This window comes from Dorea sp. AGR2135, from assembly GCF_000420885.1.
GTDB classification, from domain to species: domain Bacteria; phylum Bacillota; class Clostridia; order Lachnospirales; family Lachnospiraceae; genus Dorea; species Dorea formicigenerans.
Window position 1 is genome coordinate 26,649 of record NZ_ATVU01000023.1, and the last position, 18,146, is coordinate 44,794.

The 18,146-nt window shown below is 42.4% G+C and carries 15 protein-coding genes; 5 read left to right on the forward strand and 10 right to left on the reverse strand.

All coding sequences use genetic code 11. The annotated features are described in order from the left end of the window. Positions 1-13 precede the first annotated feature (13 nt). The 3 genes from G593_RS0113345 to G593_RS0113355 all read right to left on the reverse strand — a co-directional run bounded on the left by G593_RS0113345 (position 14) and on the right by G593_RS0113355 (position 3,277). The gene (locus tag G593_RS0113345; protein WP_029732009.1) at positions 14-1,408 is read right to left on the reverse strand and encodes an MATE family efflux transporter; all 1,395 of its coding nucleotides are present in this window, start codon (positions 1,406-1,408) and stop codon (positions 14-16) included. 40 nt (positions 1,409-1,448) lie between these two features. Then, the gene (locus G593_RS0113350) at positions 1,449-2,546 is read right to left on the reverse strand and encodes a sugar kinase (protein ID WP_005340111.1); all 1,098 of its coding nucleotides are present in this window, start codon (positions 2,544-2,546) and stop codon (positions 1,449-1,451) included. A gap of 149 nt (positions 2,547-2,695) precedes the next feature. Next, a complete protein-coding gene (locus G593_RS0113355) occupies positions 2,696-3,277 on the reverse strand; it encodes a M48 family metallopeptidase (protein WP_005340114.1) in 582 nt (193 codons plus the stop codon). A 341-nt stretch (positions 3,278-3,618) separates the two neighbouring features. Here G593_RS0113355 and G593_RS0113360 point away from each other — a divergent pair, with 341 nt between their 5' ends. The 3 genes from G593_RS0113360 (at position 3,619) to G593_RS0113370 (ending at position 7,104) form a co-directional block, all read left to right on the forward strand. After that, positions 3,619-4,359 (forward strand): GTP pyrophosphokinase, encoded by a 741-nt coding sequence (locus G593_RS0113360; RefSeq protein ID WP_005340116.1) that lies wholly within the window; start codon positions 3,619-3,621, stop codon positions 4,357-4,359. Between the two features lie 210 nt (positions 4,360-4,569). After that, positions 4,570-5,982 (forward strand): Na+/H+ antiporter NhaC family protein, encoded by a 1,413-nt coding sequence (locus G593_RS0113365; protein WP_255348534.1) that lies wholly within the window; start codon positions 4,570-4,572, stop codon positions 5,980-5,982. A gap of 21 nt (positions 5,983-6,003) precedes the next feature. After that, positions 6,004-7,104, forward strand: a complete 1,101-nt coding sequence (locus tag G593_RS0113370) for a methylcobamide--CoM methyltransferase (protein ID WP_029732013.1) — start codon at positions 6,004-6,006, stop codon at positions 7,102-7,104. Positions 7,105-7,116: 12 nt separating this feature from the next. Here the strand turns inward: G593_RS0113370 and G593_RS0113375 are convergent, their stop codons facing one another. Continuing rightward, positions 7,117-7,650: a DUF3877 family protein gene (locus G593_RS0113375; protein WP_029732014.1), complete on the reverse strand. Its 534-nt coding sequence runs from the start codon at positions 7,648-7,650 to the stop codon at positions 7,117-7,119. Positions 7,651-8,006: 356 nt separating this feature from the next. On the opposite strand from G593_RS0113375, the gene G593_RS0113380 reads away from it, so the two are divergent. Then, positions 8,007-9,281 carry a dihydroorotase gene (locus tag G593_RS0113380; protein WP_005340134.1) on the forward strand — a complete coding sequence of 425 codons (1,275 nt, stop codon included), beginning with the start codon at positions 8,007-8,009 and terminating at the stop codon, positions 9,279-9,281. A gap of 99 nt (positions 9,282-9,380) precedes the next feature. Here G593_RS0113380 and G593_RS0113385 read toward each other — a convergent pair whose 3' ends face one another. Both G593_RS0113385 and rlmD read right to left on the reverse strand, forming a co-directional pair. After that, the gene (locus G593_RS0113385) at positions 9,381-11,447 is read right to left on the reverse strand and encodes a diguanylate cyclase domain-containing protein (RefSeq protein WP_044994465.1); all 2,067 of its coding nucleotides are present in this window, start codon (positions 11,445-11,447) and stop codon (positions 9,381-9,383) included. A gap of 299 nt (positions 11,448-11,746) precedes the next feature. Continuing rightward, on the reverse strand, positions 11,747-12,883 hold the full coding sequence (gene rlmD, locus G593_RS0113390) for a 23S rRNA (uracil(1939)-C(5))-methyltransferase RlmD (protein WP_029732016.1): 1,137 nt from the start codon (positions 12,881-12,883) through the stop codon (positions 11,747-11,749). A 333-nt stretch (positions 12,884-13,216) separates the two neighbouring features. Here rlmD and G593_RS0113395 point away from each other — a divergent pair, with 333 nt between their 5' ends. Continuing rightward, positions 13,217-14,551, forward strand: a complete 1,335-nt coding sequence (locus G593_RS0113395) for a sodium-dependent transporter (RefSeq protein WP_029732017.1) — start codon at positions 13,217-13,219, stop codon at positions 14,549-14,551. A gap of 63 nt (positions 14,552-14,614) precedes the next feature. Here G593_RS0113395 and G593_RS0113400 read toward each other — a convergent pair whose 3' ends face one another. The 4 genes from G593_RS0113400 to add all read right to left on the reverse strand — a co-directional run bounded on the left by G593_RS0113400 (position 14,615) and on the right by add (position 18,131). Continuing rightward, complete coding sequence (locus tag G593_RS0113400; RefSeq protein WP_029732018.1) at positions 14,615-15,796, reverse strand: sugar transporter; 1,182 nt, start codon at positions 15,794-15,796, stop codon at positions 14,615-14,617. A 14-nt stretch (positions 15,797-15,810) separates the two neighbouring features. Continuing rightward, entirely contained in the window at positions 15,811-16,071 is a 261-nt protein-coding gene (locus G593_RS21305) for a hypothetical protein (RefSeq protein WP_005340144.1), read from the reverse strand. Between the two features lie 107 nt (positions 16,072-16,178). Further along, positions 16,179-17,168, reverse strand: a complete 990-nt coding sequence (locus G593_RS0113410) for a guanosine polyphosphate pyrophosphohydrolase (RefSeq protein WP_029732019.1) — start codon at positions 17,166-17,168, stop codon at positions 16,179-16,181. A 27-nt stretch (positions 17,169-17,195) separates the two neighbouring features. After that, positions 17,196-18,131, reverse strand: coding sequence for an adenosine deaminase (gene add, locus G593_RS0113415; RefSeq protein WP_029732021.1), 936 nt, complete (start codon positions 18,129-18,131; stop codon positions 17,196-17,198). Positions 18,132-18,146: the final 15 nt, after the last annotated feature.

An 18,146-nucleotide genomic window follows, 5' to 3' on the forward strand; every position in this document is an offset into this window, starting at 1 on the left:
CGTTATTTATCATTTATAATCTGTTATCAACGTTTATCTTTTCATTTTCAGCTTTCGCATTTCTTGCACTTTTTATGTGCTCTGCTTCGTTGATCTGCTTCAGAGCCCTTACATATCCGCCAATCAGCATCAATGTCATAAAAATCCAGATAATCGGCTCTGTATAGATAACTCCAGTGTATCCCAAAACTGGCACGATCCAGATCGTGGATACTATTTTCAACACAAGTTCCAGAATACTGGACGCCACCGGAATGACTTTATGTTCCAGCCCCTGAAGAGAACAACGCAATACAAACAGTGGTCCAAGTACAAAATAAAATGACGTATTTCTTGTCAGATAACGGTATGCCGTATCCAAAATATAGGTATCATTACTGCTTGTGATCCAACGAATCAATGGGTGTCCAAATATCCAGCAAAATGTGGTAAATATAACTCCCTGCACAAGTACGATCACAAATGCCTGATGGATTCCCTTTTTTATCCGGTCATATTCTCCTGCCCCCAGATTCTGGCTGGCATAAGTCGTCATAGCCATGCCTGTACACAGCATCGGAACATTGGTCAGTTCCTCGATTCTTCTTGCCGCAATATGCGCCGTCACAATCTTCGTACCAAGTCTGTTTACTGCAGTCTGGAAAATCACGGTACCGATACTCACAAAACAGGACATCATACCAAGTGAAATTCCAAATACGGTCATCTCCTGATACTTTCTTCTCTGTACCTGCCATTCCTGCCCCTTTGGCACAAGTTCCCGGAACCTAAAAAGCAAGTACGCCATACACAGAACTCCTGCAATACACTGGGCAATATTGGTCGCATGCGCTGCACCGCGAAGTCCCATGGAAAATGTATGCACAAAAAGAATATCCAGAAAAATGTTCAAAATGACTGCAACTACAAGGCATAAAAGCGGAATCCGGCTTTCTCCGACCGCTCTCAATATATTGGCACTGTAATTGTAAAGAGAAATGAATGCTGTCCCCATAATAATAATGCGGATATATTGAAGTGCCTCTTCCATAATATCTGCCGGTGTGTCCAATATATGCAAAAGTCCTTCTATCCCAAGAAGCGCACCTACTGTAAGAATCAGCGTCATTGCAACTGTCATAATAAAACTTCCTGCCACATAACGTCGCATATTCTTATAATCTCCTGCTCCAAAACATCTGGATATCGGAATTCCAAATCCCTGGGTCACTCCATTCACAAAACCAATAATCAGATTCGCAATAACTGCTGTTGCACCAACTGCTGCAAATGCCTGTGTCCCTACATAAGTGCTGACAATTTTACCATCTGCCAGATTATATAATTGTTGTAAAAGATTTCCAAAAATAATGGGCAGGGCAAAGGTCATTATGACCTTTGCCGGACTGCCCTTCGTCAATTCCCTCATAGAATAACATTTACTCTTTCTGCTAAAACCAGTGTATGAACTATCTCTGAACTCGTGCTCCTGCACCACCCATGATAGCTTCTACTTCTTTCTTGCTGGCCATAGTTGTGTCTCCAGGTGTTGTCATAGCAAGTGCTCCGTGAGCTGCTCCGTAGTTAACTGCAAGCTCTGCATCCTCTGTTGTCATCAGTCCATAGATAAGTCCTGATGCGAAAGAGTCTCCTCCACCTACACGGTCCATGATCTCAAGTCCCTTGTAGTCTTTTGCTTTGTGGATTTCTCCATCTGCCCAGCAGATAGCGCTCCAGTCGTTCACTGTAGCTGTCTTAACCTCACGAAGAGTTGTTGCAACAGCTTTGAAGTTCGGGTATGTCTTAGCTGCTTCATTGATCATCTTCTTGTATCCGTCAAGATTAAGCTGCTTGAGATCTTTGTCGTTACCCTCAATCTCAAATCCGAGGCATGCTGTAAAGTCTTCCTCGTTACCGATCATAACGTCTACATATTTTGCGATCTCTTTGTTCACTTCCTGAGCTTTCTCCTGTCCACCGATTGCACTCCACATAGAAGGACGGTAGTTCAGATCGTAAGATACGATTGTTCCATACTTCTTAGCTGCCTTGATAGCTGCAAGTACAGTCTCACATGACTGCTCGGAAAGAGCCGCATAGATTCCGCCTGTATGTAACCAGCGAACTCCAAGCTCACCAAAGATATAATCAAAATCAAAATCTTCCGCTGTTGCTTGAGCGATTGCTGTATTCGCACGGTCAGAGCATCCTACTGCACCACGGATACCAAATCCACGCTCTGTAAAGTTGATACCATTTCTGCAGATACGTCCGATTCCGTCTGTTTTCTTCCAGTTAATTAAAGATGTATCTACTCCACCCTGAAGAATAAAGTCCTCCATCAGTTTGCCAACTTCGTTATCAGCAAATGCTGTGATAACTGCAGTCTTCATACCGAAGCATCTTCTAAGTCCGCGGACAACGTTGTACTCTCCGCCGCCTTCCCATGCACGGAAGTTTCTTGCTGTACGGATTCTTCCCTCACCCGGATCAAGACGAAGCATAACCTCACCTAATGATACTGCGTCGAACTGGCACTCCTCTTTTGGTCTTAAATTCAGATTCATTTTCATTTCCTCCTAGGATTAAATTATTAAAGTTATAAGTAATCCATATATCACCATCGGTACTATTATACAATCAACACTCTGGAAAATCCAGCACGAAATACTCGAAAGTAGGGAAAACCTGCAAAAACCGTGAATTTCTATAAAAATTAATGCTTTATAGCAAATCTTGACAGCAGTTTCTTCCGCTCTTTGTAATCCGGCATATACTTCTCCACTTCTTTCCAGAATGCTTTCGAATGATTCATAAATCTGCGGTGTGCCAGCTCATGGATCACTACATAATCCACGATCCGGTCCGGCACAAACAACAGTCTGCAATTAAAATTGAGATTTCCTTCACTGCTGCAGCTTCCCCACCTGGTCTTCTGATTCCGCATAGTGATCCGTCCATAACTGACACCCATAACAGATGCGTAATGCGATACCTTTTCTTCTATAAATGTCTGTATACGCTCTCTATCGCTTTCTTCTGTCACTTCCGGAAGATACACAATATCCGGGCGGTTGTCTTTTGAAAGAACCAGTTTTCTCTTCTTAAATATCCATTCTGCATGTCCCTCAATAAATTCCTGCACAGCATAATCCATCACCTGCATCGGAACTCTGGCACAGACCGTCCCATCTGCTTTCACCTGAAGTCCCATCGAACGTCTGGATGAGCGGATGATCTGTACCTCTACCGGTTCTTCATTTTTCTGTTCTACCCTATATATTTTCATTTGATCCATAATTCACCACCATATATCAGTGTCACAATCACACAACACATCTATCGTCTTCCTTTTATTATTAAGATAAGGTTCTCTTTTTCTTCTCATAATCATACCAAATCTGACATTAATTAACAATTGTAGGATAGATTATCTTTTCATATCATGGTATGATTATGATGCCTGATGGGATTGTAAAAATCCATTCAAGAATGCCTTGGCATTCTTGCTGCGAGGTGCGCGTCATGCAATTGCATGACATACTTCTACTGCGCACCTCTGAAATCCTGCCGGCTAGCTACATACATAATTTTGGAATTATGTATGCTGTATTGATAAAAGAAAGGAGCACTAAGATTTTGAGACCTATAGAAAAACTCATTGAAAAAAGAAAAGAAGAATTCATCCGCAACAATCTGATGTCGGATGAGTTTATTGATTTTATACAGCAGAACAAAAAACCAATGGACAAACTGCTCTCTTACTATGCCTGCGCAATTATGGAAGTAGAGACAAAATTCCGTGTTCTGGATCATCAGTATTCTCTGGAATACGACCGCAACCCGATTGAAGACATCAAATCCCGTGTCAAATCCTGGGAGAGCCTTATAAAAAAAGTCCGCCGGAAAGAAATCCCTCTGACACTCTCTTCTATTGAAGAGAGTATTCACGATATTGCCGGAGTACGCGTCGTCTGTTCTTTTCCTGATGACATCTACATGCTTGCCGACTGCCTGTTAAATCAGGATGACATCACACTGATTGAAAAAAAGGATTACATAAAAAACCCAAAACCGGGCGGATATCGAAGTCTTCATCTGATTATCAGCGTGCCAATCTTTCTTCAGGACGAAAAGCGCATGGTTACTGTAGAAGTTCAGCTTCGAACCATAGCCATGGATTTCTGGGCAAGTCTGGAACACAAGATCCGCTATAAAAAAAATATTCCGGAAGACAAAGCTCTCTATCTCCAGAATGAGATGCTGGAATGTGCCGAAATCAGCGCCGACCTCGACCGCCGTATGCAGAATGTCCGTGATGTTATCTCAAAAAATGTACCAAAAGAAGAAAAAATCCCATTTCTCGGAGAGATGATTTAGACTTGATTTCTCCAAATGATTCCGATTACCTTTATATCATAGTTGGGGGTTTTACCCCCAACACCATTTAATTGTTCAAATACTATTCATCCATTCCTTCAATTATAGTTTTATCCTATATCTAAATATAATATTTATTAATATCACCAATATGTTATCTAGTATTATTACACAAATCTATTTGATATTTTTTACTTTTCCCTGTACAATATGCCTTGCATTGGAAAAACACGTTTTGATCAAGACTACTTTTTTAAACAACAACAAAATAAGGTTATTTTAAAGGAGAATTATAAAATGGAACCAAATCAGAAAAAAGCAAACGGTCTGGCTCTCATTCCTTTCGCAGTATTTGTAGGGGTTTACCTGGCCACAGGAATTACCTTGAATGCAATGGGTGTTGAGATGGCATTCTATCAGCTGCCTACTCCAATTGCTTCATTTATCGGTATTATTGTTGCTTTTGCTATGTTCAAGGGAAAATTTGATGACAAATTATCTGTTTTCCTTCACGGTTGTGGAGAAGAAAATATCATGATCATGTGTATGGTCTTTTTGTTTGCCGGAGCATTTACATCTGTTTCTTCCGCAATGGGCGGTGTTGACTCCGTTGTAAATCTGGGTATGACTTTCATTCCTCCACAGTTCATCGCTGCAGGTGTTTTCGTGATATCAGCATTCATTTCCATCTCAACAGGAACTTCTGTTGGAACGGTTACTGCTGTAACACCAATTGCACTTGGACTTGCACAGGCCGGTGGACTCAATCAGTTCCTCGTGGTAGGTGCTACGATCGGTGGATCTATGTTTGGAGATAACTTATCCATGATTTCCGATACAACCATCGCTGCCACACGAACACAGGATGTAGAGATGAAAGACAAATTCCGTGCCAACTTTAAGATTGCTCTTCCTGCTGCACTTGTAACATTTGTTTTATTACTGATTTTCGGCCGTCCGGAAACTTTACCTGCAGTACAGGAGTACTCTTACAATATTATAAAAGTTCTGCCATACATCTTCGTACTGGTTGCATCACTGCTCGGTGTCAATGTATTCGCAGTTCTGACTGGTGGAATCCTGTTCTCCGGTGCTATCGGTCTTGCAACCGGAAGCCTTTCCGCACTGGAACTTGCCAATAATGTTTATAACGGCTTTTCCGGAATGTTCGAAATCTTCCTGTTATCTATGATCACAGGTGGTCTTGCTAAAATGGTAGAAAAAGAAGGCGGCTTAGAATGGCTTCTTCAGAAAATCAGCAAAGTTATCAAGAACCGTCAGACTGCAGAGCTCGGCATCGCTGTCATGACTTCTCTGACTAACATTGCAACAGCCAATAACACAGTTGCAATCCTGATCGACAGTACAATTGCAAAAGATATCAGCAAAGAATACGGTGTGGATCCAAAACGTACCGCCTCCCTTCTCGACATCTTTGCCTGTGCTTTCCAGGGAATCCTGCCATATGGTGCACAGATTTTATTTGCCTGCGCTCTTATGGAGAATCTGAACAGCCCGTTCCAGGTAATCACGCAGTGCTGGTATCAGTTCATCCTGATGGCATTTGCAATCCTGTCCATCTTCTTTGCAAAAGGTGTAGATATGAAAAAAGCAACAAACTAATATGTGAGGTTATAAAAAAATATGATAGAACAGTACTTAAAAGGTCTGAAAGTTCCAAAAGATGAACTGACCGCAATTGAACGTAACAAATTGCTGAATGAAGGAAAAGACGTAGACCGGATTATGTGCTGCATAGATTCAGGGGAGACATTGGCTCCCCTGATTGGCTGTACTCTTCCGGAATATTACTTTTCTGCCGAGAAAATGTGTGAACTCGAGGAATATATCTATAATAAGTTCCACTCTGACGGAGCCGGTCTGTCCACAACCTTGCGCGGCATGGCTGAGGCTATGGGATCAAAAATCAAATATTCTGATTACAACATTGCCCAGCTCGAGACTCCTGCCATTTCAAGTCTGGATGAAGTAGACAAATTAAAACTGATAAATGTAGATGAAGACGGACGCTTTCCTATTATTTTAAAAGGTCTGAAAATGGTCAAAGAAAGACTTGGAGACAAAGTCCCTGTGAGCGGGACTGTCACTGGACCATTTACCGTTGCCTCAATGCTTGCTGGAACAGAAAATCTTCTGAAAGGTATGGTAAAACAACCGGATAAAGTCCTTCAAATGATGGACATCATTACAGAAAATAATAACCGTTACATCCAAAGACTCCTGGACATGGGCGTAGGAATTGGATTTGCAGATCCGGTAAGCTCCACCTCTCTTCTTCGTGTGAAACAATATGAGAAATTTTCACTTCCATTTTTCCAAAAGAATGTAGACTTTATCAAAAGCCAGGGTGGGGGATGCGGTCTTCATATCTGTGGTACAAGCCGTAAATTATGGGAACTCCTGATTCCGACCGGAATCGGTACATTTGGTCCGGACAATGTCGAGGATATGGCAGAAGCCAAGGAAATCCTCGGACCATATATGTGCATTCAGGGAAATGTCCCTCCTGTAGAAGTCATGCGTCTTGGAACTCCTTACGATGTTCTTCGCGCATCCAGAGAAAGTATCCGGAAAGCTTATGACTCCCCGAAAGGTTTCGTGCTGACATCCGGATGCCAGACTCCGATGTTCACACCAGAAGAAAATATGACTGCACTTATGGATGCAGCCCGTATCTTCGGGCATTATCCGATCAATCAGGATTTATTAAGGATGGAGGATTAATCCTCCATCCTTTTAAAATTCAAAATCTGCATAATCTTCCGGCAGGAATCTGTGATAAATGATATGACAGCCTTCATCTTTAAAGCAATAATAGTATCTGTCCTCACTTCCCTCTGGAAATCTCACATAGAAATCAAACTCTCCGTTATTCATCTCTTCTGTGATTGTGTTTTCACTGTACTGACCAAATAATTCCAGAATCTTTTTCTTCGTGCAGCCATGTTCTCTCACCAGTTCAATCAGTTCTTTGATAAATTCATTTTCAGTGGTATGCTCATGCACATACTCACTTCCCTGCTCCGGAATATGGAAGCAGAAACGATCTTTTTTATGTGTTACAGCAATTTCTCCAAGTCTTGCTTTCATATCTTCCGGTAAATGTGTCAGTCTCTCTGCCATCTCCTCCACTGTATCCTCAGTATCGAAGAAATGATTCAGCGTGCTGAGTGGATAATATAATCTTACATCTTCTTTTCTATATCCCAGCTTTGCCTGCTCTTCCTTTACAATATCAATCAGGCTCTGTTCCAAACGTTTATATTCCATCCTGCCAATCTCCTTTTTACTGCTTTATTTCTTATCAGACACATAGTTGTTCCTGCCTGCTTTCTTCGTATATAAATGATACTTACGGAACATTTCGCACTTCCACAATCCCGGCTCATTATACTACATCCACCTGTATTGTACCATTCTTTCTATAACATTTCAGGATGAACTGCAATTATTTCCATGAAGTTTGACATGGACCCTGTCTATCCCTTATACTAATTTACAGAAATATTCCCGGTATTCCATGTTGCCAGGACATCCCATATGATGCCTGTAAACTCATTTATTACATTTGAAAATATGTCGGGAATGATACGAAATTCATACATGACAGGAGGATAATAATTCTTATGATTATAAAAAATGGACTCGTCGTTGATCCGGCTTTGGGACTTTCCGAAAAGATGGATCTTGCGATTGAAAATGGAACAATTCTGAAAATAGAAAAAAACATTGATACAGATCAAGTTTCAAATGATACCGAAGTCCTGGACGCCACAGGACTTGTCGTTGCTCCGGGACTGATTGATACTCATGTACATTTCCGCGATCCAGGATTTACTTATAAGGAAGATCTTCATACCGGTGCACTTGCTGCTGCAAAAGGCGGATTTACAAGTGTCATCTGCATGGCAAATACTTCACCGGTCGTTGACAGTCTCCCTGTGCTCAAAGATCTGATCGACCGCGAGAAAAATGAAGACATCCGTATCTTCCAGGCAGCTGCCATTTCCTGCTCTCTGAAAGGAAAAGAAGCTGTCGACATGGAGGCTATGAAAAATGCCGGTGCATGCGGGTTCACTGATGACGGAATCCCTCTCCTGGACGCTGATTTCTGTTACCGTGCTATGGAACATGCCGCAAAATTAGGTGTACCTGTAAGTCTCCATGAGGAAGATCCTTCTTTTATTCAGAATAATGGAATCAATCACGGTACTGTATCTGAAAAGCTTGGCGTCTATGGTTCCCCTTCCATTGCCGAGGAATCGTTGGTTGCCCGTGACTGTCTTCTGGCACTTCGCTCCGGCGCAGATGTTGTTATCCAGCATATCAGCTCTGGTGTCTCTGTAGAAATGGTCCGCACTTTTAAAGCCCTCGGTGCTAAAATTCACGCAGAAGCAACACCGCATCATTTTACTCTGACTGATGAGGCACTTCTGACTTACGGAACGCTAGCCAAAATGAATCCGCCACTTCGCACCGCAAAGGACCGCCAGCAGATCATCGAAGGTCTTGCAGACGGAACCATTGACCTCATTGCCACCGATCATGCTCCACATAGCATGGAAGAAAAGAATAAACCTCTTACAGAAGCACCAAGCGGAATCACTGGTCTTGAGACTTCTCTTGCACTTGGCATCACAAGTCTTGTAAGACCTGGGCACCTGACTCTGTTACAACTTCTGGAAAAAATGACTGTCAATCCGGCAAAGCTTTACCATCTACCATACGGACAGATCAAAGAAAGTGCTGCTGCCGATCTGGTTATCTTTGATCCGGAAGAATGCTGGAAACCTGGCGATTACGCTTCCAAATCCTGCAATACCCCGTTTACCGGACAGGAACTTTTCGGAAAAGTAAAATATACGATCTGTGGCGGTAAAACTGTTTATTCTGATAAATAATGTAAATAATCACTTCATAAAAGTCAAAAGACAGGAAAAAGAACTTCCATACTTACACAAAAAGTTCTCTATTCTGTCTTTTTAATAATCACTTTGATATTAAATATCTTCCATCAAGTGCTTTAGCAATTTGCCCCCCCACACAGAAATATTCTCTGTTTCTGAACGATGGCTGCCCGCCAGCTCTATGTTATCTTCCGCATCAAAATTATCTACAAAGTCCGAATTCACAACTTCTTTCAAATGATCCTGAATATCTGTCAGACATTCCAAAAGAACCGGATTAAACGCACCACACTCTCCATTCAGAATCATCTTCACAGCCTGTTCATGAGAATAAGCTTTCTTGTACACACGGTCACTGATCAACGCATCATAGGCATCCGCCAGTGATACGACCTGAGCAGAAATTGGAATTTCCTCTCCCACAAGCCCATCCGGATATCCTTTTCCATCATAACGTTCATGGTGCCAGCGGCAAATCTGATAAGCAACTTCCAACAGTATCTCTCCTTGATACATCTTGAGGTTCTCAAGCATGGCGGCTCCAATCAACGTATGTGTCTTCATAATATCAAATTCTTCTTTTGTAAGCTTACCCGGCTTATTCAGAATCTTCTCATCAATTCCTATCTTACCAATATCATGAAGTGCAGATGCCATAGAGATCATATACTGCTCAGACCATGACAGTCCGTACTGCCCCGTCTTTTGGACGAGACGCTCCAAAAGTAATCTCGTCAAAGTCTGAATGTGTAATACATGAGGTCCACTCTCTCCATTACGAAATTCCACAATCTGGCTTAAGATTCCGACCATCATCCGGTTATTCTTCTCTTTCTCATAAATCTGGTCAGCAACAAGAGAAATCAATCTCCTCTGTTTTGCATAAAGCTTAATGGTATTAAACACTCTTTGATATACGATTTTCGCGTCAAATGGACGTCTGATATAATCTGCGATCCCCATCTCATATGCCCTGCGTATATAATCCTCAGATTCTTCACTGGAAATCATAATGACCGGGATATCATCCATCCAGTGCTCTCTTGCCATAGCCGCAAGGACCTCGAAGCCATTCATGACCGGCATCACAATATCCAGCAACATCAGTGATATGCCCGTACCATACTGCTTAAGCATCTTCAATGCCTCTTCTCCATTCTCAGCTTCCAAAATTCTGAAATCGTCCTGAAGCATCTCTGTAAGGATTTCCCGGTTCATCTCCGAATCATCCACGATTAAAATCTGCTGCTTAACTTTTAATGCTTCAAGTGCAGTTCCATCCTCACCCTCCTCATTCGCAAAATCTTTCTCTGTAACGACTGTGTTCTTTCGATTCTTCGCAAGATACATAAACTTATCCGCTTCCATTACCGTCTCCTCGACAGTCCTTCCTGCAGACATGACTCCACCGATACTTGCTGATAACTGAAGCCTTGAATATGTCGGAACATTTGCATTATAAATTTCTGTCCGGATCTGCTTAAGCTTTTCTCTGAACATCGTCTCGCTGATTCCCTGCAATACAAGGAGAAACTCGTCCCCTCCATAACGGATCAGAGTATCGTTCTTTCGGATACAATGACGAATTGCTTCCACTGTGGTGATAAGTGCCAGATCACCGGCATTGTGTCCATATGTATCATTATAGATTTTAAAATCATCCATATCAATCATGGCGACCCCGACAGATGCTGTCATCTTCTTGATCCGATCCTCGTAATAGCGGCGATTATATACACCGGTCAGCGCATCTTGATACAGCTTTTCATTATATCTGCTCAACTTCTCCATTAAACGATCACGGTTCTCCAAATCAACCAGGAATTCCTCATCCATCTTCCTGAGCAGCTCCATAACGTATGGCTGTCCGTCAATCTCCACATAACGCGCTGTCACTTGATAAATATCTGAATCCAGGTATTCCAGCTTTGTCCGCACTGACTTCTCCTCGAATGCCCGGGCAGCAATACAATGCGTACATGGCTTTTCCTTCTTCCAGAAATCATAACAATGGCATAATTCCATGTCTCCGCCTGGATTGTCGTTCTCTTCCAGCCGGAACTCCCGCTTATCCAACAGTCTTACAACCGTAAAGACCTTTTTATACAATTCCATCTCCATCTGAGCCTGCTGCATTGTCATAATATAATCTGAAGACATGATTTTAACCCTCCTGCACGATTCAAAAATCCGCGCTTTATCGTTCTGGTAAACATATTTATTTTACCAAATATAAATAAAATCTACAAGTTGTTTAGTCAGAAAGATTGTCAAAACTTTGTCCTACTTATTCAGCTATGTTTATATTGACAACTGCTAGTTTGATTGTAGCCATTCTGAATTTTACGCATAAAAAATAGACGCCTTGACTTTGGTAGAGTGAACGTCTATTTTTTCTTAATTTTATTTTTGTGGGTGGCAAATTCACTGAATCGCACTGAACACAATCGAGAAAACGCCTATTTACGCGATAGTGAGCAAACAGTTTCGCAGTGATCGCAGAACGGGAACATATCAACCGGCTGAATCTTTTCCACCTTATAATGATGCTTTGTCAGATATTTCAAATCTCTTGCCAACGTCTCCGGATTACAGGAAATGTAGATGACTTTCTTCGGAGATAACTTTACAACAGAAGATAAGAATCTCTCATCACTTCCGGCTCTCGGCGGATCCATAAATACCACATCGGCTTTTTCACCTTTCGCTGCCATCTCAACCATAAATCTTCCGGCATCTCCCTGATAAAATGCAGCATTCGTGATCTTATTCTCTTTCGCATTGATTCTGGCGTCTTTTACTGCATCTTTGTTTAGCTCCACGCCAATCACCTTACCGGCTTTCTTCGCAGCAATCAGCCCAATTGTTCCAATTCCGCAATACGCATCAATCACCGCCTCTTTTCCTGTCAGACCGGCGTAATCAATGGCAGTCTGATATAAAATCTCTGTCTGCACCGGATTGACCTGATAAAAGGACTTCGGTGAAATACGAAACATACAGCCGCATAATCTGTCTTTAATAAACCCCGGACCAAAAATCGGCTTTTCCCGGTCTCCCAGAACCATGCTTGTCTGTCTGTCATTTACATTTAACACAACGGTCGTAATCTCCGGATGCGCTTTTCTAAGCGCTTTCACAAAATTATTTTTCGACGGAAAAATCGGTGAACCTGTGACAAGGACGACCATAATCTCTCCTGTAGAAAAGCCTCGGCGGATCAGCACATGACGCAGGAGTCCATAACCTGTGTCCTCATCATATGTCCGGATTTTAAATGATTTCAGCATTCCACGAATCGTCCGGATAATCTCCTGACTCTTCTCGTCTTCAATCAGACAATTCTCCACAGGCACTACTCTGTGTGTGCCTTCTTCGTAAATACCGGAAATAATATTTCCTTTCCGGTCACAGTCAAATACCGCATGCACTTTATTCCTGTAATAATATGGATTCTCCATTCCGATGATTGAACAGACCTTCCCGTATGCTCCAAGAAGACTCTGTTCTTTTTTCTGCTTTTTCTTAAGCTGCTCTTTATAAGGAATACCCTGAAACTGGCAGCCACCACATTTCTTCGATATATTACATTTCATAATTTCTTACTTACCTGTTACCATTCATATATATTCTGACAGTAACTCTCCTCTTTCATCTATAACTGTTCAGAACCCCACCACACAAATTCGCAAAACCGCACGATACTCGTGCTTTCCCACTGCTACGCAGCTAATTTTGCTCATATGTGGGGTGGTAACTCTATTCGAGTCACCTTGAAATAAGAAAAACCGCTACTTACATGCAAGCATGACGCATCAATTTTTCTTATTTCAAGGGGTTCTGAATAGTTATCTTCTATTATAAATTGTGGACATTTTCCCTGCAACCTTTTATAATCAAATCATGTTGTTATTTAAAGGAGAGATCAAATGAGTACTAATCAACACAATCGCGAATCTTTTGGCAGTCGTTGGGGCTTTATCCTCGCCTGCATCGGCTCCGCCGTCGGCATGGGAAATATCTGGATGTTTCCAACCAGAGTGTCCCTTTACGGAGGCGGCTCTTTCCTGATTCCTTATATATTTTTTGTTGCCCTCATCGGCTTCACTGGAGTCATTGCAGAAATGAGCTTTGGCCGTGCTACCAGATCTGGTCCGGTCGACGCATTTGGCTGCGCCTGTGAGGCAAACGGCAAACGAAAACTCGGAGAGGCCCTTGGCATGATTCCAGTTCTCGGTTCCCTTGCAATGGCAATCGGATACACCGTCGTTATGGGCTGGATTTTCAAATATGCAATCGGTACCCTGACCGGTTCGACTCTTGCCCCAGATAATGTAGAAGAATATGGAAATGCTTTTGGCAGTATGGCTTCTGCATTTGGAAATAATGGATGGCAGATTGGCGCTTTGATTATCTGCATGTTAATCCTCATGCTCGGTGTCGGGGGCGGAATCGAACGTGCCGGTAAAATCATGATGCCACTTTTCTTCTGCCTGTTTGTTATTCTGGCAGTTCACGTTGCATTCCAGCCGGGAGCCATTAATGGATACCGCTACATTTTCCGGGTGGATCCGGAAATGCTGGCATCCCCGTCTACATGGATTTTTGCTCTTGGGCAGGCATTTTTCTCCCTGTCTGTTGCGGGAAATGGAACTCTGATTTATGGTTCCTACCTGTCAGATAAGGAAAATATACCCGCTTCTGCCGCAAAAGTAGCACTTTTTGACACCATCGCCGCAGTCCTTGCAGCCCTGGTCATCATTCCAGCTATGGCAACCACCGGAGCACAGTTAAATCAGGGAGGACCGGGACTATTATTCATCTTCCTGCCGAATCTGATTCGTTCCATGCCGGGAGGCCGGATCATTGCAATCATTTTCTTTGCAGCCGTATTCCTTGCAGGGATGACATCACTGATCAACTTATACGAAGCACCAATTGCAACGGTACAGGAAAAACTACATTTATCCCGCGTACCTGCATGCGGTGTCATTGCAGCAATCGGAATCATCGTTTCACTTCTGATTCAAGGCATCGTCTCCACATGGATGGATATTCTTTCTATATACATTTGTCCACTGGGCGCGGGACTCGCCGGAATCATGTTCTTTTGGGTATGTAAGAAAAGCTACGTCGAAGAACAAGTCAATAAAGGCCGGGAACGGAAATTCACCAAATACTTCATTCCTGTCTGCAGATACATCTATGTACCAATCTGCTTTATCGTACTGATTCTTGGAATCGCACTTGGCGGGATTGGATAATAAAAAAGAATCTGGTTATCCTCATTAAAGGATATCCCGATTCTTTTTTTTACATATCAAATTCTATGATGCGCTTTCTGTTTTATCTCCAACTCGAAATCTTGCCATGCAGATCAAAGTCGCCACTGCCACAATCACTCCACCTGCAAATCCTATATCTTTCAGCGAAATCTTTGTATACACTGTTCCGCCAAACCAGGTTCCGCAGCCAATTCCCAGATTGAAAATTCCCGAGAAGATCGCCATAGCAACAGATGATGCAGCTACAGAGACACAACCAATCAACTCTGCCTGAAAACTTACCTGAAATGCCATAATCGCCAGTCCCCATCCGGCACATACCAAAATCACGGTATACATATTGACAGAAGCTGGATATAAGAGCAGCAGAGCTGCCACAACACCAATCATAACAGTCTGAACAAAAGCATACCGATGATCATCATAATATCTTGAGAACAAATAGCTTCCTCCAAGCCCCGCTACTCCGAATAACATCAGTGCCATAGTTACCCAGTTACTCGGAAGCCCTGCTACTTTCTGCAAAAACGGCTCGATATAACTGTAGCTTGTATAATATCCGGTCGCCACAAGAAAAGTAATTACATAAATGCTCATCAATCTTGCATTTTTGAAAAGCTCCGGAAGCTGTCCCACGGAAAATGATTCTGTTCCTTCCAGCTTCGGAAATACAAATGCCAGATAGCCAAGTACCAGAAATGAAACTATCGCCACACATAAAAATGTCATTCGCCAGCCGATCTGAAGTCCGATTATTCGGCCAAGCGGCATTCCAAGTACCATGGCAATTGATGTTCCGGTAACAATTGCACTAAGAGCCTTTGACTGATGCTCTTTCGCCACAACCCGAACTGCAACCGGTGATGCGATCGCCCAGAAAATGGAATGTGCACACGCCACACCAATACGTGACAATACAAGAAATGTAAAGCCACTTGAAATTACCGACAACACCTGACATACCGCAAACACACTTAACGTTCCAAGCAGCAATTTCTTCGGCTGTATCCTGCACACTAACAACATCAGCGGCAGCGATAATAATGTCACAGTCCAGGAATAGGCTGTAATCATCACGCTCGCCTGAGCCTCCGTCATATGAAACTCATTAGAAATATCTGTTAAAAGCCCAATCGGCATAAATTCCGAAGTATTTACCAAAAACGCTGAAATCGTCATACCGATCAACGGGAGCCACTCCCGTAAAGTCATCTTCGTCTTCATCTATAATGTCCTCGCTATTCTTTAAAATCATTATTTTGTCCGCGGACAATTATAGTATAATAGCTAAGTAGTGTCAATAAAATTAAATAATTATACACACTGTTGACTGCTTCTAATTCCAGATAATTTCGGATATCATCAACATCTCTTTGTATACTTCGTTCATTTACTCCATATTCATTGGCTTCGGCTGCTTTATTTACAATGTACCCGTTCAGTAGTTTCGTATAGATTCCGAGAACACGCTCGATTTTGCCATTCTTGTATTCTTCCATATTGCTCCTCCGTATCGGCTCATTTCTTATGCCATTATACGTTTTGCAAATGTCAGAAACTGTCTCTCTGCAAAAGTTTTTCTATAAAATTGCTATTTTCTTCCACCTTAATCAATCAAATCGTTCTGAAATCTGGACAAATGTTCATATGGCAGAATGAGGCGCCCACGATACAGTCCGCAGCCGTCGTTGATCAGGCTGTTATTCATTGCTGCGAACATATTAACATCAAGGTCTTTTAAATCTAAATTAAAAAGTTTCATTCCGCGCTCGTATGCCTCATCGAAGTAAATGCATTCCCCTTTTGGAACTGCATCTCTTCTTGCTCGTTCATGCTCCTGACGCTTCTCATACCCCAAGTGATTCGCCGGTCCGATTTCCGCGATGTCGTCCATTTTCTTTGTTCGAAGCTGCACTTCCATATAGCTTCTGGACGTATTATCATAAAATGTGATATGTAATGACTGATAGCCGTACATAGTCGGATTGGTGATGAAATCTCTGTAATATGGCTTTACTTCGCCGTCCAGCAAGTCTGATTTACTCTCCCGGACTCCTTTTGCCGGCTCGGCTGTAAAGCCGCGTTCTTCCAGAAATCCCGGCAGAGCATTGGCTATCTGATAAAGATATTTCATCTCTTCCTCTTCAAGATTCTGTCCCGGCTTCAGATGACATTTCGGCAATGCAATTACAATCCGATATGCGATAATATCCCGAAAACAGCTCAGTTTTTCTTTTAAATCTGCCACAGCCGGATATGTTCCATGTTCCTCATAATAATTATAAATGTATTCTACAATGTAGCCGTTGAATTTTTCTTCTGTACGTATCAAAGATTTGATTCTTCCACGAAATGTAAAGGCGAGAAATGGAAATTCTTTTGCCATGTACTTGTAAAATTCCCGGATTTTCTGTGACTGGGAAGTCAGGAAATCGTTGTGCTCCAGCATTTCCTGTACTTGAAGGAGACAATTGCTATGCACAAGGTCGATTTCATTATGTGTCCGCTTTGCTTCTTTTCTCAAATCTGTCCTATAATTTTGTATAATTTTAAAGATCGTATCCCCGGAATATAAATAATCGTTTAATGTAACCATCTGTCAGTCTCCTTTACTCGTCTGGATTCAATGAATAAATGCTGTATCTACTGCATTTCTCATCATCAACCGAATCTCTTCATCGGTAATTCTATAATGCTCCTGAATAAATTGCAATTCTTTTGTCATGGTTGTGTTGCTGACGGTCCGGTTATCTGTGTTGATCGTCACCTTGATCCCGTTGTCCAGGAACTCCCGAAGCGGATATTGACTTTCGCTTTCTACAGCTTTCGTCTGAAGATTGCTAATCGGGCACATCTCGACACCAATTCCTTTTTCCCGGATCATTTTCTGGACTTCTGAATTACCTCGCATGGCGATTCCATGTCCGATTCGAAGTGCTCCTGCCTCTACGGAATCCAGAATGTTCTGCACGTTTCCACACTCCCCGGCGTGAATGGTAAATGGCATTCCAAGCTTTTTTGCTTGTCCAAATAACTTCATGAATTCTGACATCGGATAGATGGCCTCAGCTCCTGCAAGGTCTGCCGCGCACACACCGTTTCCAAGGTATTCTCTTGCTGTCCGGATCATACGGAGATTCTCCTCATAGCTGTGATGGCGCATGGCACAGGTAATAATGCCATAATCCACACCGAACTCATTTTTTCCACGATTCATCCCCCGAATGACTGCTTCTATCACCTGACCGCAGCTTAAGTTTTCATTTTCTGATAAAAGCGGGGCAAACCGCACTTCCGCGTACCGGACATTTTCCTGACTCATACTTTTTAATACGTCATACCCTGCCAGCTCCAGTCCTTCCTCGTCCTGCAGACACTGTCCCGGAAGATTGAATTTCTCCAGATATTCCTGAAGGCTCTGGCAGTCATCAGATACATGAATTTCAGAAGGCTCTACTTTTCTTCCAAGACGGCTTTCCAGAAATTCCCGACTCAGTGAACCGTCCAGGTGACAGTGCAGTTCTATTTTCGGCAATGCTTTCAATTCTTCCAATGTCATAGCTTATCCCACTTT